This window comes from Pseudomonas sp. 51_B (assembly GCF_017491595.1).
In the GTDB taxonomy this organism is placed as follows: Bacteria; Pseudomonadota; Gammaproteobacteria; order Pseudomonadales; family Pseudomonadaceae; genus Aquipseudomonas; species Aquipseudomonas promysalinigenes.
In genome coordinates this window covers 25,137-51,504 of record NZ_JAFGYW010000006.1, presented here as the reverse complement: position 1 = coordinate 51,504, position 26,368 = coordinate 25,137, and the positions used below count along the sequence as shown (strand labels likewise).

At 61.6% G+C, this 26,368-nt stretch carries 26 protein-coding genes and 1 pseudogene; 14 read left to right on the top strand and 13 right to left on the bottom strand.

The annotated features are described in order from the left end of the window. Positions 1 to 12: 12 nt before the first annotated feature. Complete coding sequence (locus tag J5M56_RS09605) at positions 13 to 876, bottom strand: YicC/YloC family endoribonuclease (protein WP_186476169.1); 864 nt, start codon at positions 874 to 876, stop codon at positions 13 to 15. Positions 877 to 1,081: 205 nt separating this feature from the next. On the opposite strand from J5M56_RS09605, the gene rph reads away from it, so the two are divergent. Beyond that, positions 1,082 to 1,804, top strand: a complete 723-nt coding sequence (rph, locus tag J5M56_RS09600) for a ribonuclease PH (RefSeq protein WP_060477229.1) — start codon at positions 1,082 to 1,084, stop codon at positions 1,802 to 1,804. 60 nt (positions 1,805 to 1,864) lie between these two features. On the opposite strand, the gene J5M56_RS09595 is transcribed toward rph, so the two are convergent. Continuing rightward, positions 1,865 to 2,644: an exodeoxyribonuclease III gene (locus J5M56_RS09595; protein WP_008091582.1), complete on the bottom strand. Its 780-nt coding sequence runs from the start codon at positions 2,642 to 2,644 to the stop codon at positions 1,865 to 1,867. A gap of 80 nt (positions 2,645 to 2,724) precedes the next feature. On the opposite strand from J5M56_RS09595, the gene pyrE reads away from it, so the two are divergent. Continuing rightward, positions 2,725 to 3,366, top strand: a complete 642-nt coding sequence (gene pyrE / locus J5M56_RS09590; RefSeq protein ID WP_060477228.1) for an orotate phosphoribosyltransferase — start codon at positions 2,725 to 2,727, stop codon at positions 3,364 to 3,366. Between the two features lie 162 nt (positions 3,367 to 3,528). Here the strand turns inward: pyrE and argB are convergent, their stop codons facing one another. The 4 genes and pseudogenes from argB to coaBC form a co-directional block, all read right to left on the bottom strand. Continuing rightward, positions 3,529 to 4,437, bottom strand: coding sequence for an acetylglutamate kinase (gene argB, locus J5M56_RS09585; protein ID WP_186476170.1), 909 nt, complete (start codon positions 4,435 to 4,437; stop codon positions 3,529 to 3,531). Positions 4,438 to 4,467: 30 nt separating this feature from the next. Continuing rightward, a pseudogene (locus J5M56_RS09580) lies at positions 4,468 to 5,835 on the bottom strand (phosphomannomutase/phosphoglucomutase); the annotation flags it as partial. Between the two features lie 143 nt (positions 5,836 to 5,978). Continuing rightward, positions 5,979 to 6,434, bottom strand: a complete 456-nt coding sequence (dut, locus tag J5M56_RS09575; RefSeq protein WP_060477225.1) for a dUTP diphosphatase — start codon at positions 6,432 to 6,434, stop codon at positions 5,979 to 5,981. Positions 6,435 to 6,439: 5 nt separating this feature from the next. Beyond that, positions 6,440 to 7,651, bottom strand: a complete 1,212-nt coding sequence (gene coaBC / locus J5M56_RS09570) for a bifunctional phosphopantothenoylcysteine decarboxylase/phosphopantothenate--cysteine ligase CoaBC (protein ID WP_207936759.1) — start codon at positions 7,649 to 7,651, stop codon at positions 6,440 to 6,442. A 128-nt stretch (positions 7,652 to 7,779) separates the two neighbouring features. Here coaBC and radC point away from each other — a divergent pair, with 128 nt between their 5' ends. Further along, positions 7,780 to 8,460, top strand: a complete 681-nt coding sequence (gene radC, locus J5M56_RS09565) for a DNA repair protein RadC (protein ID WP_060477224.1) — start codon at positions 7,780 to 7,782, stop codon at positions 8,458 to 8,460. 91 nt (positions 8,461 to 8,551) lie between these two features. Here radC and J5M56_RS09560 read toward each other — a convergent pair whose 3' ends face one another. Next, entirely contained in the window at positions 8,552 to 10,141 is a 1,590-nt protein-coding gene (locus tag J5M56_RS09560; protein ID WP_207936612.1) for an ABC transporter substrate-binding protein, read from the bottom strand. Positions 10,142 to 10,502: 361 nt separating this feature from the next. Between J5M56_RS09560 and rpmB the strand changes: the two genes are divergently transcribed. Both rpmB and rpmG read left to right on the top strand, forming a co-directional pair. Further along, positions 10,503 to 10,739 carry a 50S ribosomal protein L28 gene (gene rpmB / locus J5M56_RS09555; protein WP_003258972.1) on the top strand — a complete coding sequence of 79 codons (237 nt, stop codon included), beginning with the start codon at positions 10,503 to 10,505 and terminating at the stop codon, positions 10,737 to 10,739. A 10-nt stretch (positions 10,740 to 10,749) separates the two neighbouring features. Further along, positions 10,750 to 10,905: a 50S ribosomal protein L33 gene (gene rpmG, locus J5M56_RS09550; protein ID WP_003253507.1), complete on the top strand. Its 156-nt coding sequence runs from the start codon at positions 10,750 to 10,752 to the stop codon at positions 10,903 to 10,905. A gap of 72 nt (positions 10,906 to 10,977) precedes the next feature. On the opposite strand, the gene J5M56_RS09545 is transcribed toward rpmG, so the two are convergent. After that, a complete protein-coding gene (locus J5M56_RS09545) occupies positions 10,978 to 11,178 on the bottom strand; it encodes a hypothetical protein (RefSeq protein ID WP_060477223.1) in 201 nt (66 codons plus the stop codon). A 97-nt stretch (positions 11,179 to 11,275) separates the two neighbouring features. Beyond that, entirely contained in the window at positions 11,276 to 11,635 is a 360-nt protein-coding gene (locus tag J5M56_RS09540) for a cupin domain-containing protein (protein ID WP_060477222.1), read from the bottom strand. Between the two features lie 196 nt (positions 11,636 to 11,831). Between J5M56_RS09540 and J5M56_RS09535 the strand changes: the two genes are divergently transcribed. Further along, a complete protein-coding gene (locus J5M56_RS09535) occupies positions 11,832 to 13,325 on the top strand; it encodes an aldehyde dehydrogenase (protein WP_186476173.1) in 1,494 nt (497 codons plus the stop codon). A 138-nt stretch (positions 13,326 to 13,463) separates the two neighbouring features. Further along, positions 13,464 to 14,603, top strand: coding sequence for an MFS transporter (locus J5M56_RS09530; RefSeq protein ID WP_186476174.1), 1,140 nt, complete (start codon positions 13,464 to 13,466; stop codon positions 14,601 to 14,603). A gap of 2 nt (positions 14,604 to 14,605) precedes the next feature. Here J5M56_RS09530 and J5M56_RS09525 read toward each other — a convergent pair whose 3' ends face one another. Next, a complete protein-coding gene (locus J5M56_RS09525) occupies positions 14,606 to 16,162 on the bottom strand; it encodes a phospholipase D family protein (RefSeq protein ID WP_207936611.1) in 1,557 nt (518 codons plus the stop codon). Between the two features lie 61 nt (positions 16,163 to 16,223). Next, the gene (locus J5M56_RS09520) at positions 16,224 to 17,654 is read right to left on the bottom strand and encodes a PLP-dependent aminotransferase family protein (protein ID WP_207936610.1); all 1,431 of its coding nucleotides are present in this window, start codon (positions 17,652 to 17,654) and stop codon (positions 16,224 to 16,226) included. Between the two features lie 179 nt (positions 17,655 to 17,833). Between J5M56_RS09520 and J5M56_RS09515 the strand changes: the two genes are divergently transcribed. Then, positions 17,834 to 18,064 carry a DUF1127 domain-containing protein gene (locus J5M56_RS09515; RefSeq protein WP_060477218.1) on the top strand — a complete coding sequence of 77 codons (231 nt, stop codon included), beginning with the start codon at positions 17,834 to 17,836 and terminating at the stop codon, positions 18,062 to 18,064. Positions 18,065 to 18,151: 87 nt separating this feature from the next. Here J5M56_RS09515 and J5M56_RS09510 read toward each other — a convergent pair whose 3' ends face one another. Then, positions 18,152 to 19,444, bottom strand: coding sequence for an FAD-binding oxidoreductase (locus J5M56_RS09510; RefSeq protein WP_186476177.1), 1,293 nt, complete (start codon positions 19,442 to 19,444; stop codon positions 18,152 to 18,154). A 103-nt stretch (positions 19,445 to 19,547) separates the two neighbouring features. Between J5M56_RS09510 and J5M56_RS09505 the strand changes: the two genes are divergently transcribed. Beyond that, positions 19,548 to 19,901 carry a YkgJ family cysteine cluster protein gene (locus J5M56_RS09505; protein WP_186476178.1) on the top strand — a complete coding sequence of 118 codons (354 nt, stop codon included), beginning with the start codon at positions 19,548 to 19,550 and terminating at the stop codon, positions 19,899 to 19,901. Positions 19,902 to 19,903: 2 nt separating this feature from the next. On the opposite strand, the gene J5M56_RS09500 is transcribed toward J5M56_RS09505, so the two are convergent. Next, positions 19,904 to 20,392 carry an Lrp/AsnC ligand binding domain-containing protein gene (locus J5M56_RS09500; RefSeq protein ID WP_060477215.1) on the bottom strand — a complete coding sequence of 163 codons (489 nt, stop codon included), beginning with the start codon at positions 20,390 to 20,392 and terminating at the stop codon, positions 19,904 to 19,906. Positions 20,393 to 20,545: 153 nt separating this feature from the next. Between J5M56_RS09500 and dadA the strand changes: the two genes are divergently transcribed. The 5 genes from dadA to J5M56_RS09475 all read left to right on the top strand — a co-directional run bounded on the left by dadA (position 20,546) and on the right by J5M56_RS09475 (position 26,322). Continuing rightward, positions 20,546 to 21,850: a D-amino acid dehydrogenase gene (gene dadA / locus J5M56_RS09495; RefSeq protein ID WP_207936607.1), complete on the top strand. Its 1,305-nt coding sequence runs from the start codon at positions 20,546 to 20,548 to the stop codon at positions 21,848 to 21,850. A gap of 125 nt (positions 21,851 to 21,975) precedes the next feature. Next, positions 21,976 to 23,049 (top strand): alanine racemase, encoded by a 1,074-nt coding sequence (gene alr / locus J5M56_RS09490; RefSeq protein WP_207936605.1) that lies wholly within the window; start codon positions 21,976 to 21,978, stop codon positions 23,047 to 23,049. 111 nt (positions 23,050 to 23,160) lie between these two features. Next, positions 23,161 to 23,709, top strand: coding sequence for a cupin domain-containing protein (locus J5M56_RS09485; protein ID WP_060477278.1), 549 nt, complete (start codon positions 23,161 to 23,163; stop codon positions 23,707 to 23,709). A 136-nt stretch (positions 23,710 to 23,845) separates the two neighbouring features. Beyond that, positions 23,846 to 24,268 carry a c-type cytochrome gene (locus J5M56_RS09480; RefSeq protein WP_225915505.1) on the top strand — a complete coding sequence of 141 codons (423 nt, stop codon included), beginning with the start codon at positions 23,846 to 23,848 and terminating at the stop codon, positions 24,266 to 24,268. A 194-nt stretch (positions 24,269 to 24,462) separates the two neighbouring features. Then, positions 24,463 to 26,322, top strand: coding sequence for an acetyl-CoA hydrolase/transferase family protein (locus J5M56_RS09475; protein WP_207936603.1), 1,860 nt, complete (start codon positions 24,463 to 24,465; stop codon positions 26,320 to 26,322). Positions 26,323 to 26,368: the final 46 nt, after the last annotated feature.

Genomic DNA, 26,368 nt, shown 5'->3' with positions numbered 1-26,368 from the left:
GTAGGGGTGGCCTTACTCGATGTTCTGTACTTGTTCACGCATTTGTTCGATCAACACCTTCAGGTTGACCGCCGCTTGCGTGCTGCGTGGGTCGAAGGCCTTGGAGCCCAGGGTGTTGGCTTCGCGGTTGAGTTCCTGCATCAGAAAATCCAGGCGTCGACCGGCGGCGCCGCCGGACTTGAGCACCCGGCGCACTTCGTTGACGTGAGTGCTGAGGCGGTCCAGCTCTTCGGCAACGTCGCTTTTCTGTGCCAGCAGCACCATCTCCTGCTCCAGGCGCTGCGGGTCGAGCTCGGCCTTGAGGTCGCCGAAACGATCGATGATCTTCTGCCGCTGGGCGGCGAGCATTTGCGGTACGAGGGTGCGCAAGGTGCTGACCTCTTGGGTCATGCTGTCCAGGCGCTCGTTGATGAGCTTAGCCAGCTCCTGGCCCTCGCGCTGACGCCCGGCCTTGAGCTCGGCCAAAGCTTCATCGAACAGCGCCACGGCTTCGGCGTTCAAGGCCTGCGGGTCAGTGGCATCGGCTACCAGCACGCCCGGCCAGGAAAGCACCTCCAGTGGATTGAGCGCTGCCGGTTGCTTGATCAGGCCGGCGACCTCTTCGGCAGCTGCGACCAGTTGCGCGGCCCGCTCGCGATCAACCTTGAGCGGCTTGCCGTTGCTGTCCTCATGCAGGCGCAGGGTGCATTCGACCTTGCCGCGTGAAAGGCCCTGGCGCAGGCCCTCGCGCACCGCGCCTTCAAGGTCGCGCAGGGCGTCCGGCAGGCGCAGGTGAGGCTCAAGATAGCGGTGGTTGACCGAGCGCAATTCCCAGACCAGGGTGCCTTGGCTGCCTGCGCGCTCGACACGAGCAAAAGCGGTCATGCTGTGCACCATGGGAACTACCTCGCGTAAATGAATTGAAGGCGCGCGATTGTAGCGCAGTGCGCCCTTGGCGCCCAATCCGGCCATGTTACAGAGCAGGTGCGCACAAATGGGAAAAGGCGACAGGCTGCCAGGCGCGCGACAATAGGCATGTCCTCTGCGGGCCACGGGCTCTATAATGGCCGGCAGATTCAAAGTCCCAGTACAGGTATCCCAGATGAAACGTCCAAGTGGTCGCGCCGCCGATCAGCTCCGCTCGATCCGCATCACCCGCAACTACACCAAGCACGCCGAAGGGTCGGTACTGGTCGAGTTCGGTGACACCAAGGTCATCTGCACGGTCAGCGTCGAAAACGGCGTACCGCGCTTCCTCAAAGGCCAGGGCCAAGGCTGGCTGACCGCCGAATACGGCATGCTGCCGCGCTCTACCGGCGAGCGGAACCAGCGCGAGGCCAGCCGTGGCAAGCAAGGTGGCCGTACCCTAGAGATCCAGCGCCTGATCGGCCGTTCGCTGCGCGCCGCGCTGGACATGAGCAAGCTCGGTGACATCACGCTGTACATCGACTGTGACGTGATCCAGGCCGACGGCGGTACCCGCACCGCGTCCATCACTGGCGCCATGGTCGCCCTTTGCGACGCGCTGGCCGTGATCAAGAAGCGCGGTGGCCTTAAAGGCGGCAATCCGCTCAAGCACATGATCGCTGCTGTGTCGGTAGGTATGTACCAAGGCGAGGCCGTATTGGACCTGGACTACCTGGAAGACTCCGCTGCCGAAACCGACTTGAATGTGGTCATGACCAGTGCCGGCGGTTTCATCGAAGTCCAGGGTACCGCCGAAGGTGCGCCATTCCAGCCTGAAGACTTCAACGCCATGCTGGCGCTGGCGCAAAAGGGCATGACCGAAATCTTCGAACTGCAGCAGGCCGCCCTGGCTGACTGACAGCTCTTACAGGTAAAAAAAGCCGACGTGAAGTCGGCTTTTTTTGTGCTTCAGGATGCTTCAGATGGTCAACGTCCAGTCGTAGTCGACGATCAGCGGCGCATGTTGCGAGAAGCGCGGCTGACGCGGCAGCCGAGCATTGCGCACGAAGCGGCGCAGGCCCGGCGTGAGGATCTGGTAGTCGAACCGGTAGCCCAGGTTGAGCATCTCGGCCTGCTCGTTGTCCGGCCACCAGCTGTACTGGTCGCCTTCACGGCTGACTTCGCGCAGGGCATCGACATAACCCATGTCGCCTGTAATCGCATCCATCCATGCCCGTTCCGGCGGCAGGAAGCCCGGCGATTGCTGGCTGTCACGCCAGTTCTTGATGTCCAGCTTCTGCTGTGCCACGTAGAACGAGCCGCAGTAGATGTACTCGCGACGTTTGCGACGCTGCTTGTCCAGGTACTTGGCGAAATCGTCCATCAACTTGAATTTCTGGTTCAAGTCTTCGTCGCCGTTCATGCCCGAAGGCAGCAGCAGGCTGGCAATACTGACTTTGTCGAAATCTGCTTGCAGGTAACGCCCGTAGCGGTCGGCTGTCTCGAAACCCAGGCCGGTGATGACTGCCTTGGGCTGCATGCGCGAATAAAGTGCCACACCACCTTGGGCGGGTACCTCCGCGTCGCAGGCATAAAGGAAATAGCCATCGAGCTGGAAAGCTGGGTCGTCGAGTTCAAAGGCCGAGGCGCGGGTATCCTGAAGGCAGATGACGTCGGCATTCTGGGCTTGCAACCAGCTGAGCAAACCACGCTCGGCCGCAGCCTGAATGCCATTCACGTTCACACTGATGATCCGCATAAATGGCCCCAAAAATCTCGTGCGTGTATGATACCCGAGCTCAACCCATTTAGCTAAATCCGTGGTGTCCGGGACTTTACATGCAGCCGTATCAGCGCGACTTCATCCGTTTTGCCATCGATCGCGGCGTGCTGCGCTTCGGTGAATTCACCCTGAAATCGGGGCGTACCAGCCCGTATTTCTTCAATGCCGGCCTGTTCAACACAGGTTCCGCCCTGGCCCAACTGGGCCGCTGCTACGCGGCAGCCATCGTTGATAGCAAGATCCCCTTCGACGTGCTGTTCGGCCCAGCCTACAAGGGTATTCCCCTGGCGGCAGCCACTGCCGTGGCTTTGGCCGAGCAGCATCAGCTCGACGTGCCTTGGTGCTTCAACCGCAAGGAAGCCAAGGATCACGGCGAAGGCGGCAGCCTGGTAGGCGCCCCCTTGGCTGGTGATGTCCTGATCATCGACGACGTGATCACTGCCGGTACGGCGATTCGCGAAGTCATGCAGATCATCAGTGCACAGCAGGCCAAGGCCGCTGGCGTGCTGATCGCGCTTAACCGCGAAGAGCGCGGCAATGGCGAGCTGTCGGCGATCCAGGAAGTGGAACGTGACTTCGGCATTCCGGTGGTCAGCATCGTTTCGCTGACCCAGGTGCTGGAATTCCTGGCAGACGACCCGCAGCTCAAGCAGCACCTGCCGGCTGTCGAGGCTTATCGGGCGCAGTACGGGATCTGATCCTGGCTTGGTAATGCAAAAGGCGACCTTCGTGAGAGGGTCGCCTTTTTTGTTGCCTGTAGCGGCGCTTTTTCGCAGGTGAACCCCACCGGTACGGGACTGCCACTGGAGCGCAGTGACTTTCCGGTGGGGCGGGTTTGCCCGCGAAGCGGTTAGTACAGGTTAAGCGTGGCGCTTGCGGTTGGTGATCAGGGTGCCGACACCGCTGTCGGTGAAGATTTCCAGCAGCACGGCATTCGGCACACGGCCGTCGATGATGTGCGAGCTGTTTACCCCACCCTGGACGGCTTCCAGCGCGCATTTGATCTTCGGCAGCATGCCGCCGTAGATGGTGCCATCGGCGATCAGCTCGTTGACCTGTTCGGTGGTCAGGCCAGTGAGGACTTCGCCTTGCTTGTCCATCAGGCCAGCGATGTTGGTCAGCAGCATCAGCTTTTCTGCCTTCAGCGCTTCAGCCACCTTGCCGGCCACCAGGTCGGCGTTAATGTTGTACGACTCGCCGTCGACGCCCACGCCAATAGGCGCGATCACCGGGATGAAGTCGCCTTTGACCAACATGTTCAGCAGGTCGGTGTTGACGCTGACCACTTCACCCACGTGACCGATGTCGATGATTTCTGGCTGGGTCATCTCCGGCGTCTGACGCGACACGGTGAGCTTTTTCGCGCGAATAAGCTCAGCGTCCTTGCCAGTCAGGCCGATGGCGCTGCCGCCATGACGGTTGATCAGGTTGACGATGTCCTTGTTGACCTGACCGCCCAGGACCATCTCGACCACGTCCATGGTCGCGGCGTCGGTGACACGCATCCCATCGATGAAGTGGCTTTCGATCGACAGGCGCTTGAGCAGGTCGCCGATCTGCGGGCCGCCACCGTGTACCACCACCGGGTTGATACCCACGGCCTTCATCAGCACGATGTCACGGGCGAACCCGGTTTTGAGCTCTTCGCTCTCCATCGCGTTGCCGCCGTACTTGATCACCAGAGTCTTGCCGACAAAGCGGCGAATGTAAGGCAGTGCTTCGGACAAAACCTCGGCTACATGGGAAGCGGCTTCGCGATCGAGGGTCATGCAGGGCTCCTGTGAGGAACAGATAATCGGTCAGAACGGCAGTTGCAGCTCAGGGGCAACCCGCAGCAACTGGGCGCGGAAAACATCCTTGATACGTTGCAACTCGGCGGCGCTGTCGGCCTCGAAGCGCAATACCAGCACCGGTGTGGTGTTGGAGGCGCGAACCAGGCCCCAGCCATTGGGGTAGTCGACCCGTACACCGTCGATGGTTGTCAGGCTGGCTTGGCCCCAATCGGCGTCGCGTTGCAATGCATCAATGATGCTGAATTTACCCTCGTCGGTCACATCAATATTGATTTCCGGCGTGGAAATATCGTTCGGGAAGGCGGCGAACAGGTCTTCGGCGCTCTGCGAGGCCTTGCTGAGGATCTCCAGCAGCCGCGCTGCGCTGTAGATCCCATCGTCGAAACCGTACCAGCGTTCCTTGATGAAGATGTGCCCGCTCATTTCACCCGCCAGCAGCGAGCCGGTCTGCTTCATCTTCTTCTTGATCAACGAGTGGCCGGTCTTCCACATCAGCGCACGGCCACCGTGCTGTTCGATCAGCGGGGTCAGGCGGCGGGTGCATTTGACGTCGAAGATGATCTGAGCACCTGGATTGCGCTCCAGCACGTCCAGGGCAAACAGCATCAGCAGGCGGTCGGGGTAGACGATGCTGCCAGTATTGGTCACCACGCCCACACGGTCGCCATCGCCGTCGAAGGCCAGGCCGATGTCGGCGCCGGTTTCCTTGACCTTGGCGATCAGGTCTTCGAGGTTTTCCGGTTTGCCTGGGTCTGGGTGGTGGTTGGGGAAGTTGCCGTCAACCTCACAGAACAGTGGGATGACCTCACACCCCAAGGCTTCGATCAGCTGCGGCGCGATCACGCCAGCGGCGCCGTTACCACAATCGACCACCACTTTGAGCTTCTTCGCCAGCTTCACGTCGTCGACGATCTGGTGGAAATAGCGATCCAGGATCTCGACCTTTTGCACACTGCCTTCGCCGCGCGGCACGTCGTTGGTCTTCAGGCGCGTCAGCAGGGCCTGAATCTGCTCGTTGGCCAGGGTGTCGCCAGCGATGACGATCTTGAAGCCGTTGTAGTCGGACGGGTTATGGCTGCCAGTGAGCATCACGCCGGACTTGCCAGCCAGCACATTGGCAGCGAAATACAATGCCGGAGTGGGCACCAGGCCAACGTCGCTGACCTGGCAGCCGGCATCGGCCAACCCTTTGATCAGTTGCTCGACCAGCATCGGGCCGGACAGGCGGCCATCGCGGCCTACCGAAATTTGCGGTTCGCCCTGGGCGATGGTCTGGGCGCCGATGGCGCGGCCGATCCAGTAGGCAGTTTCGCCATGCAGGGTCTTGCCGACCACGCCGCGGATGTCATAAGCGCGGAAGATGCTATCCGGCAGCGCCGGAACCAGGTTGGCCATGTCGTTCATCGTGGGTAGCTCCGTTAGTCAAAGGCTTTTTTCTGGCAGGCAAAAACAGCACGCTTGGACGGTGAAATCACCACAGAGTTCGCCATCCCTGGCCTGAACGGTCGTGGATGGGCTCAGTGGCTACCAGAATGGCCGAAACCGCCTGTGCCACGCTGGCTTTCGTCGAAGTGCTCGACGATGTCGAAATGCGCTTGTACCACAGGTACCAGGACAAGCTGTGCAATCCGCTCGCCAACGGCGATGGTGAACGGCGCATTGCCCCGGTTCCAGCACGACACCATCAGCTCACCTTGGTAGTCCGAGTCGATCAGCCCGACCAGGTTGCCAAGCACGATACCGTGCTTGTGGCCCAGACCCGAGCGCGGCAGGATCATCGCCGCAAGGCCCGGGTCACCGATGTAGATGGACAGGCCGGTGGGGATGAGCAAGGTCTGGCCCGGCTCCAGAACCGTGTCTTCCTTGAGCAGGGCGCGCAGGTCGAGCCCGGCGGAGCCTGGGGTGGCGTATTGCGGCAGTGGAAATTCACTGCCCAGGCGTGGGTCGAGGATCTTGGCTTGAAGAGCGTGCATGTAACTTATTGAACCTGATTGAGCCGTTCGGCGATGAAGGCGACCAGTTGGCGGGCGATCTTGCCCTTGCTGGTTTGCGCGAAGAGGGTTTGATGCTGCTGGCGGTCGATCACGGTCAGGGCATTTTCCTCGCTGTTGAAGCCGATGCTGGGGTTAGCCACATCATTGGCGACAATCAGGTCGAGGTTCTTGTCCTTGAGCTTGCGCGTAGCGTAATCGAGCAAATGTTCGGTTTCGGCGGCGAAGCCAACACTGAATGGCCGGTCGGCACGGCCAGCGAGGGTGGCAAGGATATCGGGATTGCGCACCATCTGCAGCAGCATGCCGTCGCCAGTCGTAGGATCCTTCTTGAGTTTTTGCGGGGCGACGACCTCGGGACGGTAGTCCGCAACCGCAGCTGAAGCGATGAACAAGTCGCATGGCATGGCGGCTTCACAGGCCGCGAGCATGTCCCGCGCACTGACCACGTCGATCCGCTGCACGCGATCAGGTGTGGGCAGGTGCACCGGCCCGGTCACCAGGGTGACCCGAGCACCGGCCTCGGCAGCCGCTTCGGCCAAAGCGAAACCCATCTTCCCGGAGCTATGATTGGTGATGTAGCGCACCGGGTCGATGTTTTCCTGGGTAGGTCCGGCGGTGATCAGCACATGCTTGCCGGTCAGTGTCTGGCGCTTGAAGCTTTCTGCAGCGCACCAGGCCAGGTCGGTGGCTTCGAGCATGCGCCCCAGGCCCACGTCGCCACAGGCCTGGCTGCCCGAGGCCGGGCCGAACACCTGGATGCCTCGGCTCTTGAGCAGTTCCAGGTTGGCCTGGGTGGCCGGGTCGCGCCACATCGCCTGGTTCATTGCCGGGGCCACGGCCACGGTGGCGTCAGTGGCCAGCACCAGGGTGGTCAGCAGGTCATCGGCCATGCCTTGGGCCAGCCGCGCCATCAGGTCGGCGGTGGCCGGGGCGATCAGTACCAGGTCGGCCCACTTGGCCAGTTCGATGTGGCCCATGGCCGCTTCGGCGGCAGGGTCGAGCAGATCCATGTGCACCGGGTGGCCGGACAGCGCCTGCAGAGTCAGCGGGGTGATGAATTCGGCACCCCCACGGGTCATGACGACGCGCACCTGCGCGCCGTGCTCCAGGAGTCGGCGAATCAGCTCGGCGCTTTTGTAGGCGGCGATGCCGCCTCCGACGCCAAGAACGATTCGCTTGCGATACAGCCGCTGCATAGGCTTGCCTTTTTCCAGTGAGAGCGGGCGACGACGTTTGAAGATGCCTGCGGCAGAACGTCGCATGTACGAGGCGAAATAGATTAACACAGGGCCTAAATAGGCCGCAGCAAGGGCAGGGAGCAGCGATGAATATCAGGGAGTGGCCGCTGAAGGAGCGGCCGAGGGAGAAATTGTTGCAACGCGGCGCCGGGTTGTTGTCGGATGCCGAGCTGGTCGCAGTGCTGTTGGGCTCGGGCGTTTCCGGGCGCAACGTAGTCGACCTGGCGCGGGGGCTGCTGGCGCGTTTTGGTGGCCTCAGGCAGTTTCTGGAGGCCGACCGTGAAACCGTGTTGCGGGAGCCTGGCATGGGGCCGGTGAAGTATGCGCAGCTGCAGGCGCTGCTGGAGATTGGCCGGCGCTACCTGGACGCGGGCATCGAGCGCTCGCCAGCCTTGGAGAGCCCAGTTGCGGTGCGCCGCTACCTCAAGGCCATGCTGCGGCATGAGAGCAGCGAAGTGTTCGGGTGTCTGTTTCTCGACTCCAAGCATCGGCCGCTGGCGTTCGAGATCCTCTTCAGGGGCACCATAGACCGGGCGAGCGTCTACCCGCGTGAAGTGGTGCGCCGGGCGCTGCAGCACAACGCGGCAGCGCTGATCCTGTGCCACAACCACCCTTCGGGCAGCTGCGAACCCAGCCAGGACGACGTGCAGCTGACGCTGTCATTGAAGCGGGGCTTGGGGTTGATCGATGTGCGGGTGCTTGACCACATCATCATTGGCGACAGGGAGCCGCTGTCGATGGTCGAGCAGGGGTGGATTGGGGGCTGAGGTGCAGGCCTTGAGGTATTTGGCGCCTGGCAGATCGAGCGCCGCGCGGGCGGCGCTCGATCTGCCAGGCGCCGCCCCTCTCAAGGCGGACTCAGCGATTAACCGAAACCTTACTGAAATCCAGCCGCCCGAAAGGGCTCACCTGATAACCCTCAACCCCCTGACGCAACAGCGTGGCTGCCGTCGGATGCGCCAGCGGCACCCACAGCGCCTGCTGCTGAATCAGCGTCTGGGCCTGCTGGTACAACCGGCTGCGCACGCTCTGGTCGTTGGTCGTACGCCCGGCGCTGATCAGCTGATCCAGGCGGTTGTCGCAGAACCGTGCGAAATTGGTTCCCGACTGCACCGCCGCGCAGGAAAACTGAGGGCTAAGGAAATTGTCCGGGTCGCCGTTGTCGCCAGCCCAGCCCATGAACAGCAAATCATGCTCACCGGCCTTGGCCCGGCGGATCAGCTCACCCCACTCGATCACGCGGATTTCGGCCTTGATGCCGATCTTGGCAAGGTCCGCCTGCAGCATTTGCGCTCCAAGGCTCGGGTTGGGGTTGAGCAGGCTGCCCGAAGGGCGGGTCCAGATCGTCGTGCTGAAGCCTTCGGCCAAGCCGGCCTTGGTCAGCAATGCCTTGGCCTTGGCCTGATCCAGGGGGTAGCCTGGCAAGTCCTTGGCATAGCTCCAGGTATTGGGCGGGTAGGGGCCGTTGGCTGCGGTTGCGGTACCTTCGAACACGGCCTTCAGATAGGCCTGCTTGTCGAAAGCCAGGTTTATCGCCTGGCGTACTTCAGGCTTGTCCAGCGGCGGGTGCTGGCTGTTGATGGCGACGAAAGCGGTCATGAACGCCGGGGTGGTGGCGACCTTGAGGCTTGAGTCATTGCTGGCTTCGGCGATATCCAATGGCTTGGGCGACAGCGCCACCTGGCACTCGTTGCGCTTGAGCTTTTGCAAGCGCACGTTGGCATCGGTGGTGATGGCGAAAATCAGCGGGTCGACCGCAGGCTTGCCGTCGAAGTAGTCGGGGTTGGCGCGGTAGCGCACCACAGCGTCTTTCTGGAAGCGCTGGAACACGAACGGGCCGGTTCCGATCGGTTGGCTGTTGAGCATCTCCGGGCTGCCTTCCTTGAGCAGCTTATCGGCGTATTCGGCCGAGTAGATCGAGGCAAAGCCCATGCTCAGGGTTGCCAGAAAGGTGGCGTCGGCGTGGGCCAGGGTGAAGCGCACAGTGTTCGGCGCTGGGGCCTCAATGCCCTTGATCAGGCTGCCCAGTTGCAGCGACTGGGCGTGCGGGTAGCCACCGGGGGCGGTCTTGTGCCAGGCATGGGCGGGGTAAAGCATGCGCTGGAAGCTGAACAGCACGTCGTCGGCGTTGAGCTCGCGGGTCGGCTTGAAGTACGGCGTTGTGTGAAACTTCACACCCTCGCGTAGCTTGAAGTCATACACCAGGCCGTCGGCCGAGACGCTCCAGCTTTGTGCCAGGCTCGGCACCACCTTGCCTTTGGCCGCGTCGAATTCGACCAGGCGGTTCATCAGCATGTCAGCCGAGGCGTTGGTGGTGGTCAGCGAGTTGTACTGGACCACGTCGAAGCCTTCAGGGCTGGCCTCACTGCACACGCTCAGCGGTGCAGCCTGGGCAGCGCCTGCGGCGATCAGAGAGGTGAACAATAAGGAAAGGGCAGCAGCACGCATCGTGGCTCCTTGGCTGGTCAGTGGCCCATCTGCCGGTGCAGTCTGGAAAAGTCCTACCCTAGTGCGGGTTTTCGCAAATGACCACCTTCTTTTTCAGGTGCTTGGCGACGAGCGGTCGACAGTGTGCTGGGCGAGTCGTTATGCTGCTCGCGCGCAATTTGCAGCACACTGAAGCTCATCTTCTGTTGTTGCGGCGTAGTCTTTCTGGTATAAAGCAGCGCTCTTTTCTAGGGGCTCGGCCTGTCGCATCAGCGAATCCGGTCGATAAGACCTCCAGAATCACGGCGCCTAGCGCCAAAGACTGAGAGATTAAGCGGCCAACCCATGCCGGGTTGGGCATGTGGTTTTAGAGGGCTGAGTCATGTCGAGAGTCTGTCAAGTTACTGGTAAGGGTCCAGTAACCGGGAACAACATTTCCCACGCAAACAACAAAACCCGTCGTCGTTTCCTGCCGAACCTGCAGCACCACCGTTTCTGGGTTGAATCCGAGAAGCGTTTCGTGCGTCTGCGCGTATCTGCCAAAGGCATGCGCGTGATTGACAAGCGTGGTATCGACGTAGTGCTGGCCGAGCTGCGCGCTCGCGGCGAAAAGTTCTAAGGAGAACGTCATGCGTGAATTGATCCGTCTGGTTTCGAGTGCTGGCACTGGCCACTTCTACACCACCGACAAGAACAAGCGCACCACTCCGGACAAAATCGAGATCAAGAAATACGATCCGGTTGTTCGCAAGCACGTGGTGTACAAGGAAGCCAAGATCAAGTAATTGATCGGCGACCTAAAAAAACCCGCATCCGTAAGGACGCGGGTTTTTTTTTGCCAACGACAGGCTGCGGGTTCAGGCGATGTTCAAATCGGTGATGAAGTTGGACTCATCAACGCTGATGAAGATTCGGTCGGAACGAAGGTCTCGGGTCGAGAAATCCTTGGGGCCGACTGCGATGTGCAGCCCGGTAAGAGCCAGGATGTAGGGCTTAACGCTATCGGTGTAGGGTGTACCGATCACGTGACGAGCAGGGGCAAGAATATCAGTGGTCATGATGCGTCCTTCCAATGTGATGCCCAGGATCGGGCCCCATCATGATTCCCCTTGCTGTCAGCCTTTTTGCGTTAGATAGATGCCACGCATGCCGCGATCATTTCGCTTCGAACATCACATAGATCTTCCGGCAAGCTTCCAGCACCTCCCAGCTCCCTTTGAAGCCCGCAGGGATGACGAACCGGTCGCCGGCACGCAGGGTCTTGGCACCGCCATCCTGGTCACGCAGTACCGAAACACCCTGCACGATCTCGCAATACTCATGTTCGGTGTAGTTCACCGTCCATTGCCCCACCTCGCCTTCCCAAACGCCCGCGGCAAACTGCCCACATGGGCTGGAATAGTGGTTGTACACAGCCTGGTCCGGCTCACCTTTGAGGATTTTTTCCGCCGCCGGGCGGTAGCGTTCGGCTTCGGTGAGAACCTGGGCGAAGTCGACGATGCTGGCGATACTCATGGTAAGGCTCCTGTTGTTGTTTAATAAAATGCACATCAGTAGGCTTTTGGGCCGTTCGTGTCAAATATATTGATAGTTTACCCGCGCTGGTTTAGGGTATCGCTTGCCTGTGTGCGCTCGTCGCCCGGCCAGAATTCTGACAACGCCTGTGAGTCCTCAGTGCGGCGTTGCACCTAAACAAGAGGAGGAGTTTCGTATGACCACCCTGACCCGTGCAGATTGGGAACAACGTGCCCAACAACTGAAGATCGAAGGCCGCGCCTTCATCAACGGCGAATACACCGACGCCGCATCCGGTGAAACATTCGACTGCCTGAGCCCGGTCGACGGACGCTTCCTGGCCAAGGTTTCCAGCTGCGACCTGGCCGACGCCAACCGCGCCGTAGAGAATGCCCGCGCCACCTTCGACTCCGGCGTTTGGTCGCAGCTGGCGCCGGCCAAGCGCAAGGCCACGCTGATCCGCTTCGCCGACCTGCTGCGCAAGAACGTCGAAGAGCTAGCCCTGCTGGAAACTCTGGACATGGGCAAGCCGATCAGCGATTCCTCCAGCATCGACATCCCAGGCGCCGCGCAAGCCATTCATTGGACAGCCGAAGCCATCGACAAAGTCTACGACGAAGTTGCGCCGACGCCACACGACCAGCTTGGCCTGGTTACCCGTGAGCCGGTTGGCGTGGTCGGTGCCATCGTGCCTTGGAACTTCCCACTGCTGATGGCCTGCTGGAAGCTCGGCCCGGCTTTGGCTACCGGTAACTCGGTGGTGCTCAAACCGTCCGAAAAGTCTCCATTGACCGCCATCCGCATCGCTCAGCTGGCCATTGAGGCTGGCATCCCGGCGGGCGTGCTCAACGTGCTGCCAGGCTATGGCCACACCGTGGGCAAGGCCCTGGCCCTGCACATGGACGTCGATACCCTGGTGTTCACCGGTTCCACCAAAATCGCCAAGCAGCTGATGGTTTACGCTGGCGAGTCGAACATGAAACGCATCTGGCTGGAAGCCGGCGGCAAAAGCCCGAACATCGTCTTCGCCGACGCCCCGGACCTGCAAGCCGCCGCTGAAGCTGCCGCCAGTGCTATCGCCTTTAACCAGGGCGAAGTCTGCACCGCCGGCTCGCGCCTGCTGGTCGAGCGCTCGATCAAGGACAAGTTCCTGCCGATGGTTATCGAAGCCCTCAAAAGCTGGAAGCCAGGTAACCCGCTGGACCCACAGACCACTGTAGGGGCTCTGGTGGACACCCAGCAGATGAATACCGTGCTGTCCTACATCGAGGCAGGCCATAAAGATGGCGCCAAGCTGCTGGCCGGTGGCAAGCGTACCCTGGAAGAGACTGGCGGCACCTATGTCGAGCCGACCATCTTCGACGGCGTTACCAATGCCATGCGCATTGCCCAGGAAGAAATCTTCGGCCCAGTGCTCTCGGTGATCGCCTTCGATACCGCCGAGCAAGCAATCGCCATCGCCAACGATACCCCGTACGGCCTGGCTGCTGGTATCTGGACCGCGGATATCTCCAAAGCTCACAAGACCGCCCGGGCCGTGCGCGCTGGCAGTGTCTGGGTCAACCAGTACGACGGCGGCGACATGACCGCACCGTTCGGTGGCTTCAAACAGTCGGGTAACGGCCGTGACAAGTCGCTGCATGCCCTGGAGAAGTACACCGAGCTGAAGGCTACCTGGATCAAGCTGTAATTCCGGCGGGCCTACGCTGCCCATTCGCGGGTAGACCCGCTCCTGTTGGTACTGCACTGCTCTGACCGGCGGTGGGTCCTGTAGGAGCGGGTTTACCCGCGAATGGGCCATGGAAAATTCTTGGGCTGGGAGGCTGCAATGCGTTGGGGAACCTACTTTGCCGTGCTGGCATCAGTGCTCAGTGTTGGGCTAGCGCTGGGCGTGAGCATGCCGCTGGTGTCCCTGCGCCTGGAGGCTTGGGGCTACGGTGGGTTCGCCATCGGCGTGATGGCGGCCATGCCGGCGCTGGGCGTGCTGCTCGGTGCCAGCCTGGCCAGCCGCCTGGCAGGTTGGTTAGGCGTGCCTACAGCCATGCGCGTGTGCCTGTGGGGTGGCGCGCTGTCCATTGGCCTGGTTGCACTGCTGCCCAGCTACCCCCTGTGGCTGGCGCTGCGCCTTCTGATCGGCATGTCCCTGACAGTGGTGTTCATCCTTGGCGAGAGTTGGATCAACCAGCTGGTAGTGGAGCAATGGCGCGGCCGCCTGGTAGCGTTGTATGGCAGCAGCTACGCATTGAGCCAGCTGGCCGGGCCATTGGTGCTGGGCTTGCTCGGGTCTGAGGGTGACTTTGGCTTCTGGAGCGCTACCGCGCTATTGCTACTGGCGCCCTTGCTTCTGCTTGGCCGCAGTGGGGCACCGAGCACCGATGCCTGCAGCGTGAGCTTCGCAGACCTCTTCGCCTTCTGCCGCCGCTTGCCGATAATCGCGTGGGCCGTGGCGCTGTTTGCCGCTTTCGAGGCAATGATTCTGACCTTGCTGCCGGTGTATTGCCTACAACAGGGCTTCAGCACTGAAATCGCCTTGTTCATGGTCAGCACCGTGGTGGTAGGGGATGCCGTGTTGCAGTTGCCAATTGGTGCATTGGCCGACCATATGTCTCGCCAGGCGCTGTTCACCGGTTGTGCCGTGACCCTGATGGTTTCCAGCCTGGCGATTCCGCTACTGCTGGAAACACCGTTGATCTGGCCGCTTTGGGTGCTGTTCGGCGCCAGTGCCGGTGGCCTGTTCACCTTGTCGCTGATCTTCATTGGTGAACGCTACCGCGATGATGCCCTTGTGCGGGCCAATGCCCACGTGGCGCAGCTGTGGGGTATCGGCTGCCTGCTTGGGCCATTACTGGCAGGTGCGGGCAGTCAGTGGGTCAGCGGCCATGCTTTGTTGTGGCTGATGGCGGCGGGGGCGGCTGGCCTGGTGGTACTGACCCGCAGGCGCGGGGCGTTCGAGCCAGCCCCGCTCTGAGCCTAAAGCATTCGCTCCAGCCCGACCGCTTTGCTGATCCAGGCATTGAAGCGTCGCCAGAGGCCCCCGGGCTCTGAGGTCAGGGTGTGCAGCTGGCCATTGTCCTCGGTCTCCCAGACCAGTTTGTGGCCCTGCAGCTTGACGTGGTAACTCAATGCCGGCGCCATACCCTGCTCGGCCAGTTCGCGGGTGTATTCGGCCAATTCCGGGCTGTCGACCAGTACGCCGACTTCCGTATTCCACAGCACCGAGCGCGGGTCGAAGTTGAAAGAGCCAACGAAGGTCTTGCGCCGGTCGAAGACGATGGCCTTGGTGTGCAGGCTGGAGTCCGAGCTGCTGCCATGCAGGCTCAGGCGTGAGGGCACCGGGTCGCCGGGCTGGCGACGTAGTTCGAACAGCTCTACACCATGCTCCAGCAGGGCGCGGCGATAGGGCGCATAACCGCCATGCACCGCTGGCACATCGGTAGCCTCCAGTGCGTTGGTCAGCAATTTCACCGATGCTCCGGCGTCGGCCCGGCCCGTGAGGTACAGCAAGCCTGGCTCACCCGGCACGAAATAGGCCGACATCAGGATCAGTTCGCGGTGCACGCTGGCCAAGTCTGGTGCCAGCTGCCGGCTCAACAGCAGCTGCGGGTCTGGCTCATTGTCGGCCAGCACTTTGCTCGGGGCATCCCACAAGGCCTGGGCGTGAGCCCAGATCAGCTCATTGCGCCACACATCCAGGCGCGGTTGCGACTGGTAGGACATCAGCCGGTCATAAAGCGCTTTGCGTTGCACTCGCGCCTGGGCCAGCGACACCTCCAGGCGCTCGCGGCTGTCGCGCAGGTCCTCGGCATTCGGCGTGTGCCAGAGAAAATCAGTGATCGGGCGGCTTAGCGCGCTGTTCCAGTACTGGTCGAAACTATGCCCCAGCTGCTCGGCCACCGGGCCGACTCCCAGCAGGTCGATGTCGGTGAAGTTTAGGTTGGGTTCGGCATCGAAGTACTCGTCCCCCAGGTTGCGTCCGCCGACGATGGCCATGCTGTTGTCCACTAGGAACAACTTGTTGTGCATGCGCCGGTGCTGGCGAGACAGGTTGAACAGGCGGCCAACCGCACGCGTGACCCCTGTGCTGCGCCCAAGATGCAAGGGGTTGAACACGCGAATCTGTATGTTCGAGTGCGCAGCAAGGGTGCCCATGATGGTGTCCAGGCCATCGCTGGTGGTGTCGTCGAGCAGAATGCGCACGCGCACGCCGCGGTCAGCTGCACGCAGCAGTTCATGCACCAGCGCGCGGGTACTCAAGCCGTCGTGGACGATGTAGTACTGCAGGTCGATACTCGCCTGGGCATTGCGGATCAGCTCGGCCCGGGCGCGAAACGCCTCGTTGCTGTTGGGCAACAAGCGAAAACCCGAACGCCCCTCATAAGGGGCAGCCTGGCGCAGCACCGAGCGGCCGAAGGCTGATTCGCTGGCAGCCAGTGCCTGGCTGGTTTGGCGGGGCTTATCGACGCTGGCGCAGCCGCTAAGGCCGAGCAGTAGCACCAGCAGCAGAGGCATGGCTCGCTGGAGTCTCAAGGGGTGGACCGTCCTGTAGGCAAAAGCGCTTGAGGGTTGGACTGGTAAAGGCCGCGCAAAGTTACGCCGGGATGAGGGCTTCATCCAGTAGACCATGAGCGGTTTCACCCACCTTGCGCACTGCCGCTTCGATCTGCGGGGTTGCCCGCGCGGCGAAATTCATGCGCAGGCAATGGCGAAACTTGCCTGAAGCCGAAAAGATGCTGCCCACCGCAACTTGCACGCCTTGCTCCAGTAAAGCGCGGTTTAGCCGCAGCGTGTCGAAATGCTCGGGCAATTCCACCCAGAGCATGAAGCCGCCTTGGGGGCGGCTGACCCGGGTGCCTGGCGGAAAATAACGGGTCACCCAGTCGCTCATCAGGTCGCGCCCGCGCTGATATTGGCTGCGCATGCGCCGCACATGGGGCTGGTAATGGCCGGCAGCGATGAAATCGGCAATCGCTAGCTGCGGCTGGGTGGCAGTGCTGCCTGTGCTGATGTATTTCATGTGCAGCACCCGCTCAAGATACCGCCCTGGCGCGACCCAGCCAATGCGCAGCCCAGGGGCGAGGGTCTTTGAGAAGGAGCTGCACAGCAGCACGCGACCATCGTCGTCGAACGATTTGAGAGTACGTGGGCGCGGGTAGGTATAAGCCAGGTCGCCATACACATCGTCTTCGAGGATGGCCACGTCGTAGCGCTGGGCCAGGCTCAGCAGGGCCTTTTTGCGTGGCTCAGGCATGATATAGCCCAGCGGGTTGTTGCAGCTTGGGGTGATCTGAATCAGCTTGATCGGCCATTGCTCCAGTGCCAGCTCCAACGCTTCAAGGCTAATGCCAGTGACCGGATCTGTTGGGATTTCCAAGGCCTTCATGCCCAGCCCTTTGAGGGTTTGCATGGCGCCATGAAAGCTTGGTGAGTCGACCGCAACGATGTCGCCAGGCTGGCACACAGCACGGATGCTGCATGAGAGTGCCTCGTGGCAGCCGGTGGTAACCACCAGGTCGGCCGGGGCGAGGCGGCAGCCGGAGTCGAGCATCAGCCGGGCGATTTGCTCGCGTAGCGCCAGGTTGCCGTGAATGTTGTCGTAGTACAGGCCCGGCATGTCTTGGCGCCGGCTGAGTTGGGCAAGGCTGCGCAGCAGCGGCTTGAGGGTCGGGCTGTCGATGTCGGGCATGCCGCGGCCTAACTGGATCACGTCCTGGCGTGGGGTGCTGCGCACCAGTTCCAGCACCTGCTCCCATTGCGAAATGTCCACTGGGCGCTGCGCCGGTCGGCTTACCGCAGGTAGCGCCGCAAGTTGGCGGTGGTCGCTGACGAAGTATCCCGACTTGGGCCGTGGAGAAACCATGCCGCTGTCTTCGAGCATCCGGTAGGCCTGCTGCACGGTACTAAGGCTGACACCGTGCTCCATGCTCAAGGCGCGTACCGACGGCAGGCGCTGGCCGGGGCGATACAGGCCTTGCTCGATGCGAGCGCCAAGCAGTTCGGCAAGGTTCAAGTAGAGGGTCACGGCATACTCCCAAGGCTATCGTTGGATGCGACCAGTACAGATGTGTCGAAAATACAGCATTCAGCCGTCAAGCTGTCGGTTCTGTATGGAAATAATAACCCTTCATTGGATCTGTATTGTAAGGGCTGCCCAAAGGCATGCTTTCTCCACGGGTACACACTTGATAGGAGAGGGCAGCGATGGGTGGCATGAGCGATGTGCGCTTGCAACTTTTGGCCAAGGAGCTGGGCGCTGAGCAGCGCACCAAGGTGTTCGATGCGCCGGCAGGTCTGGGCCGCTGGGGGTTGATGGTGCACCGCTGGCGCACCCGTCGAGAGCTGCTGCAATTGGATGATGAGCAGCTGCGGGATATCGGGTTGAGCTGGGAGCAGGCGCGGGAGGAGGGCTGCAAACCCTTCTGGAAGGGCTAACCAATCATCGATGGACTTCACTGAGCCTGGCTATGGCCTCTTCGCGGCTAAAGCCCGAGCCCACTGGGATCGGGCTGACCGAAGGTGCTACACCAGCTCTTTGAGCCGGTGCCAGAGCATCCCCAGGGCCAGTATGGGCGAGCGAAGGAGCTTGCCGCCTGGGAAGGTGACATGGGGCACCTTGGCGAACAGGTCGAAACGCCCTTGCTGCTGGCCACTGATCGCCTCGCCCAGCAGGCGCGCGGCCAGGTGAGTGGCGTTGACGCCGTGGCCGGCATAAGCCTGGGCATAGTAGACGTTGGCCTGGCGAGGCAGGCGACCGATCTGTGGCAGGCGGTTGGCGCCGATGCCGATCATGCCGCCCCACTGATAATCGATGCGTACATCTGCCAGCTGCGGGAATACCTTGAGCATCTTCGGCCGCATATAGGCCGCGATGTCTTTCGGATCGCGGCCTGAGTAATGGCAGGCCCCACCGAACAGCAGGCGGCGGTCGGCCGAAAGGCGATAGTAGTCCAGCGCCACCCGCTGGTCACACACGGCCATGTTCTGCGGCAACAGTTGCCGGGCACGTTCTTCGCCAAGCGGCTCGGTGGCGATGATGTAGCTGCCAGCAGGTAGCACCTTGCCGCCAAGCTCCCGATCCAGATCATTGAGGTAGGCATTGCAGCAAAGTACCAAGGTATTGGCACGCACCCGGCCTTGAGCCGTGTGCACCTGCACTTGAGGGCCATAGTCGATGCGCGTGACCTGCGACTGCTCGTAAAGCTGCACGCCCAGACGGCTGGCGGCGGCGGCTTCACCCAAAGCCAGGTTGAGCGGGTGCAAATGGCCCGAGCCCATGTCGATCAGCCCGCCGACATAGCGATCTGAGCCGACCACGCTGTGCATGTCGTCCTTGCCCACCAGGCGCAGTTCATGGCGATAGCCGAGGCTTTGCAATTGTTCGGCATCCTCGGCAAAACCCTTGAGCTCGTCGGGCTTGTTGGCCAGGTCGCAGTAACCCCAGGTCAGGTCGCAGGCGATGGCATGACGCTCGACCCGTTCACGCACGATGTCCACAGCCTCCAATCCCATCAGCCGCATGCTGCGCACACCTTCCTCGCCGATCACCGGCGCGAACTGCTCCAGGCCATGGCCGACCCCACGAATCAACTGGCCGCCATTGCGTCCGCTGGCGCCCCAGCCAAGCTTGCGTGCTTCCAGGAGGATTACCGAGAAACCACGTTCGGCCAGCTCGATGGCAGTGTTCAGGCCCGAGTAGCCACCACCGACGATACACACGTCGGCGCGGTGTTCGCCTTGCAGGAAGGAGTGGCCCGGGTGTGGCGCGCTGCTGGCGGCGTAGTAGGAGGCGGCATGCTGCGCGCTGTGGATCATGAGCAAGGTCCTGTAGCGGGTTGGGATGTTGGAGAATAAGCCGTAGCCATTCGATTGGCCCTATAATTCAAGCCTGATTTCACTGTCAATTTCGTACCTAGCCATGTCCTGCAACCGCCACAAGATCCATTTCCTGCGCGAGCTCATTCCTGCTTTCGAATGCGAACCTGGCTGCCACGATTGCTGCGGGCCGGTCACCACCTCGGCTGAAGAAATGGCCCGCCTGCCGCGCAAGACCCGCGCCGAGCAGGATATCGCGCTTGAGCACCTGAACTGCGTGCACCTGGGCCCCGAGGGCTGCACCGTTTACGACGAGCGGCCGATGATCTGCCGCTTGTTCGGCACCACGCCACGGCTGCCGTGCCCCCGTGGCCGTGGGCCAAACCCGCTGATCGAGCCCGAGGCCGAGCAGCTGGTTCACCGGTTCATCGCCAGCACCCGGCAAGTACTGGTCTAGCTTCAGTCAGGGATGGGCAGGCAGAGGCTCTCTTTGACTTCTTCCATCACGATGTAGCTCTTGGATTCGCGCACATGCGGCAGCTTCAGCAGGATGTCGCCAAGCAGCTTGCGATACGAGGCCATTTCCGAGATGCGCGCTTTGACCAGGTAGTCGAAGTCGCCGGAAACCAGGTGGCACTCCAGCACATGGGGCAGCTTGAGCACTGCACGGCGAAATTCTTCGAAGGTGTCGCCAGATTTATAGTCCAGGCTGATTTCCACGAACACCAGCAAGCTGCCCTTGAGCTGTTGCGGGTTCAACCTGGCGTTGTAGCCCATGATGATGCCTTCGCGCTCCAGGCGACGTACACGTTCGGTGCAAGGTGTGGTGGAAAGCCCAACTTTCTCGCCCAGTTCGGTGAAGGAGATACGCCCGTCGTTCTGCAGGATACGCAGGATGTTACGGTCGATCTTGTCCAGTTCACGCTTGCTCTGGTGCTGGGTTCTCATAGGGGATGCCCCTCCGTGGAAGGCGATTTTGCCGAGAATTCTCGCCAATAATAGGCTTTTATATAGTGAATAGCACTGGGCTGAGATTCTTATACTGCGCGCATCGACGCTATATCAACAAAATTGCGGTGCGCCGCGTGCGAGGGATGAACGATGCGAGTATTGGTACTTGGTAGCGGTGTGATCGGTACCGCCAGTGCCTATTATCTGGCCCGGCAAGGCTTCGAGGTAACCGTGGTCGACCGCCAGCCGGCAGTGGCTCTGGAAACCAGCTTTGCCAACGCAGGCCAGATCTCGCCCGGCTATGCCTCGCCCTGGGCTGCCCCTGGTGTGCCGCTCAAAGCCATCAAGTGGCTGCTCGAGCGCCACGCTCCCCTTGCCATCAAGTTGACTGGGGATGTCGACCAGTACCTGTGGATGGCTCAGATGCTGCGTAACTGCACGGCCAGCCGCTACGCGGTGAACAAGGAGCGCATGGTGCGCCTGTCCGAGTACAGCCGCGACTGCCTCGATGAGTTGCGTGCCGAAACCGGGATTGCCTACGAAAACCGTAGCCTGGGTACTACTCAGCTGTTCCGCACCCAGGCTCAGGTCGACGCCGCGGCCAAGGACATCGCCGTACTGGAGCAGTCCGGTGTGCCTTACGAGCTGCTCGACCGCGATGGTATCGCCCGTGTCGAGCCGGCGCTGGCGGGAGTCAAAGACATCCTGGCCGGTGCCCTGCGCCTGCCCAACGACCAGACCGGTGACTGCCAGTTGTTCACCACCAAGCTTGCCGAGATGGCGGTCCAAATGGGCGTGGAGTTCCGTTTCGGCCAGGACATCCAGCGCCTGGACTTCGCTGGCGACCGCATCAATGGCGTCTGGATCGACGGTAAGCTGGAAACAGCCGACCGCTACGTGCTGGCCTTGGGCAGCTATTCCCCGCAGATGCTCAAGCCGCTGGGCATCAAGGCCCCGGTGTATCCGCTCAAGGGATACTCGCTGACCGTGCCGATTACCCATGCCGACATGGCGCCAACCTCGACCATCCTCGACGAGACCTACAAGGTGGCGATCACTCGTTTCGACAACCGCATCCGGGTTGGCGGCATGGCTGAAATCGCAGGTTTCGACCTTTCGCTGAACCCACGTCGACGCGAAACGCTGGAGATGATCGTCAACGACCTTTATCCTCGCGGCGGCGACCTTAGCCAGGCCAGTTTCTGGACCGGCCTGCGCCCGGCGACCCCGGACGGTACACCTATCGTCGGTGCCACGGCGTTCCGCAACCTGTTCCTGAACACCGGCCACGGCACGCTGGGCTGGACCATGGCCTGCGGTTCGGGCCGTTTGCTGGCTGACCTGATTGCGCGCAAGAAGCCGCAGATCAGTGCCGAAGGCCTGGATATCTTCCGCTATGGCAAGCGCCCGGAAGCCGCTAAGCACGGCCGCACCGAGCCGGCTCATCAGCAGTGAGGTTGCCTGTACCGGGCCCTTCGCGGCTAAAGCGCCTCCAACAGCTCACTTGGTTGCTGTAGAAGCGATTTCAGTCGCCAAGCCACCCACATTGATTTCAACCCGAACACCATAAGGCAGCCGCCATGCGTCCCGCCCGCGCCCTGATCGACCTTCAAGCCCTACGTCACAACTATCGCCTGGCCCGTGAACTGTCCGGTGCCAAGGCTCTGGCCGTGATCAAGGCCGACGCCTACGGCCATGGCGCGGTACGTTGCGCCTTGGCCCTGGAGCCCGAAGCCGACGGCTTTGCCGTGGCCTGCATCGAGGAAGCGCTGGAGCTGCGCGCCGCGGGCATCAAGGCCCCAGTGCTGCTGCTCGAAGGGTTTTTCGAAGCCAGCGAGCTTGCGTTGATTGCCAAGCACAGCTTGTGGTGCGTGGTGCATTCGCTATGGCAACTCGAAGCTATCGAGCAGACCCAAGTGCACAAGCCACTGACCATCTGGCTCAAGCTCGATAGCGGCATGCACCGCGTCGGCCTGCACCCTAAGGACTACCACGAGGCTTATGAGCGCCTGCTGGCCAGCGGCAAGGTTTCGCGCATCGTGCTGATGAGCCACTTCGCCCGCGCCGACGAACCCCAGGCCGAAACCACGGCTGAGCAGATCGCCGTGTTCAACGCCGCCCGTGAAGGCCTGGCCGCCGAATGCAGTCTGCGCAATTCCCCCGGTGTGCTAGCGTGGCCTCAAGCCCCTAGCGACTGGGTGCGCCCCGGCATCATGCTGTACGGCGCCAGCCCCTTCGAGGCCGAGCAGCCACAGGCCGCTCGCCTGCAACCGGTGATGACCCTGCAATCGAGGGTCATCAGCGTGCGTGAATTGCCTGCCGGTGCGCCGGTAGGCTACGGCGCCAAGTTCATCAGCCCGCGGCCGACCCGCGTGGGCGTGGTTGCCATGGGTTACGCTGACGGCTACCCACGCCACGCGCCCACCGGCACCCCTGTGCTGGTCGCAGGTAAACGCAGCCAATTGATTGGTCGCGTGTCGATGGACATGCTTTGCATCGACCTCACCGACGTACCTGAGGCCAACGTCGGCAGCCCTGTCGAGCTGTGGGGCAAGCACGTCCTGGCCAGTGATGTGGCGATGCACGCCGCGACCATTCCTTACCAGATCTTCTGCAACCTGAGGCGCGTACCGCTGGACTACTACGGCGAATAAGGCGCCGAAGCGGACACGTTGAGGGGCGGTGTGTTGTAAATACTGAACGGCATTGCCATGATATCGTTCACATTCACCCCGCCCATCTCACCGTTTCAGGAGGCGCAAGCTTTGGACGTCGGCGAACGACTGCAAGCCATTCGCAAGCTCAAGGGCCTTTCCCAGCGGGAATTGGCCAAGCGCGCGGGTGTGACCAACAGCACCATTTCCATGATCGAAAAGAATAGCGTAAGCCCCTCGATCAGCTCTTTGCGCAAGGTGCTCAGCGGCATACCGATGTCCATGGTCGAGTTCTTCTCGGTCGAACTGGAGCCTGAAAGCCCAGCGCAGATCGTCTACAAGGCCCACGAGCTGATCGACATTTCCGACGGCGCCGTCACCATGAAACTGGTGGGTAAATCACACCCCAACCGGGCTATCGCCTTTCTCACCGAGGTCTATCCGCCAGGGGCCGATACCGGCGCCGAGATGCTCACCCACGATGGCGAAGAAACCGGCATCGTGCTCGAAGGCAAGCTTGAGCTGGTAGTCGGCAATGAGATTTTCATTCTAGAAGCAGGCGACAGCTACTACTTCGAAAGCACCCGTCCGCACCGTTTTCGCAATCCATTCGATACCCCCGCGCGGTTGATCAGCGCTGCGACACCCTCGAACTTTTGATCCAGCGCAGTGCATTGATGGGTCAATAACCCTTTATGGAGTAGGGTCGTTCCACGGTTTCAGGCTTCCCGCTATACTTTTCCACGCCTGCGTTACCGTGGCCGCGGGCATGATTAGCCACCATGAGGGTGTTCGCGTGAACCAAATCAAGAAGATGCTGGCCGCACCAGCAGCCGTACTCGCCCTTTGGGCACTGAGCGCAACCGCAGCAACCAACGATGAGCTTGCCAAACGCCTCGAGCCGGTTGGCCAGGTGTGCGTGCAGGGGCAGCCCTGCCAGGGCATGGAAGTAGCGACCGCAGCCGGTGCCGGCGGGGCCAAATCGCCGGATGACGTTATCGCCAAGCACTGCAACGCCTGCCACGGCAGCGGCTTGCTGGGGGCTCCGAAAATTGGCGATACCGCTGCGTGGAAAGAGCGCGCTGACCATCAGGGCGGCTTGGACGGTATCCTGGCCAAGGCCATTACCGGCATCAACGCCATGCCGCCAAAGGGCACCTGTGCCGACTGCACGGATGATGAGCTCATGGGGGCCATCAAGAAGATGTCCGGTCTGTAAGATTCATATGCATTGCACAAAGCCCGCTATATCTGGCGGGCTTCGTATTTTTGGAGCCTGCGCCGGCTTCTTCGCCGCCAGGCGCAATACCCTCGCTGTGCGGTAGCTTCAACTGCACAATGGCCGCCTCAGGCAACCAACCCGCCTTGGCCCATGTCCAACCCCTGACCCCATGGATGATTCAGGAGGCCTCGATGCACCTCTGCTCCATCGACCAGGCCGTCGAGCACGTTCTCTCCCGCCTGCCAACCCACATACATATGGGGCTACCGCTGGGCCTGGGTAAACCCAACGCGTTCGTCAATGCGCTCTATGCCCGGATAAGCGAGCTACCCGAGCGCCGCCTGACGATCTACACCGCACTCTCGCTTGGTCGACCTGCCGTGGGCGATGGGCTGCAGAGGCGCTTCATCGAGCCCTTCGTCGAGCGCGTGTTCGCTGATTACGAAGAGCTCCGCTACCTCGCCGACCTGCGCAACGACAGCCTGCCGCCAAATGTGCGCGTCGAGCAGTTCTTCATGCAGCCCGGCAGCTTGCTGCACAGCGAAACCGCACAGCAGGACTACATCAGCAGCAATTACAGCCACGCAGCCCGTGACATCAATGCCAAGGGTCTGAACCTGATCGCCCAGCTGGTTGCCGCCACGCCAGAAAAACCCGTGCATCTGAGCCTGGCCTGCAACCCTGATATCACCCTCGATCTGCAACCGATGATCGCCAAGCGGCGTGCCGCGGGCGAAACCATCCTCATGCTCGGGCAAGTGCACAGTGAGTTGCCTTACATGCCCGGCGATGCCGAGTTGCCGATCGATGCGTTCGACCTACTGATCGACGAAGCAGAGCAGCGCCGGCTGTTTTCCACCCCCAACATGCCGGTCACGACGCAGGATCACTGCATCGGCCTGCACGCCAGCACCTTGGTGCGCGATGGCGGCACGTTACAGATCGGTATTGGCGCCATGGGTGATGCCCTGGCCGCTGCGTTGCTCGCCCGTCAGGGCGACAACCCAGGCTACCGGGCGTTGCTTGAGGCGTTGGGCTTGGGCAGTTGGCAAGGGTTGATAGAGCGGGAAGGGGGGCTGGACCCTTTTGCCCAAGGCTTGTATGGCTGCAGCGAAATGTTCGTCAACGGCCTGCTGGCGCTGGCCGAAGCCGGTGTGGTGCGTCGCCCAGTGGACGAGCGGGGTACGCTGGTGCACGGCGGCTTCTTCCTTGGGCCCCAGGCTTTCTACCAGCGGTTACGGGAGATGTCGCTGGAGCAACGTGCCCGTTTCGCCATGACCCGCATCAGCTTCATCAACGAGCTATACGGCGAGGAAGACCTCAAGCGCCATCAGCGCCGGGATGCACGCTTCGTCAACACGGTATTCGGCATGACCCTGCTCGGTGCCGGTGTGGCCGACCAACTCGAAGATGGCCGGGTGCTCAGCGGCGTAGGCGGGCAATACAACTTCGTAGCGCAAGGCCATGCCTTGGAGGGCGGGCGCTCGATCCTGTTGCTGCGCAGTTGGCGCGAGGCCGGCGGTGAGGTGACATCCAACCTGTTCTGGCGCTACGGCCACTGCACGATTCCACGTCACCTGCGCGATATCGTGGTGACCGAATATGGTATTGCCGACCTGCGCGGGCAAACCGACAGCGAGGTAATTGCGCGCTTACTGGCGATCAGCGATTCGCGGTTTCAGGATCGATTGCTCGCGCAGGCCAAGGAGGCAGGCAAGCTGGCCCAGGATTTTCAGCTCGATCCACGTTTTACCGACAACACGCCGCAGCGCCTGGAAGCCATCAAGGCGCAGCATGCCCGGCTGTTTCCGGAGTATCCCCTGGGCACGGACTTCACGGCTGAGGAACGCGATCTGTTGCGCGCGCTGAATTGGTTGAAGAGCAAGTTCAAGCTCAGTGAGGCGCTGGAGCTGGGTAAGGCCACACTGGATGCGCCGGGGCCTGAGGGTTATGAGGCGCACTTGGCGCGAATGCAGCTGGACCACCCGCAGGGTCTCAAGGATGAGTTGTACCAGCGCTTGCTGCTGGCAGGCTTGCAAGCCACTCAATGAGCTTGAGCGCACACCTTGGCGTAGAGCAGAGGGTTCACTGGCGGAC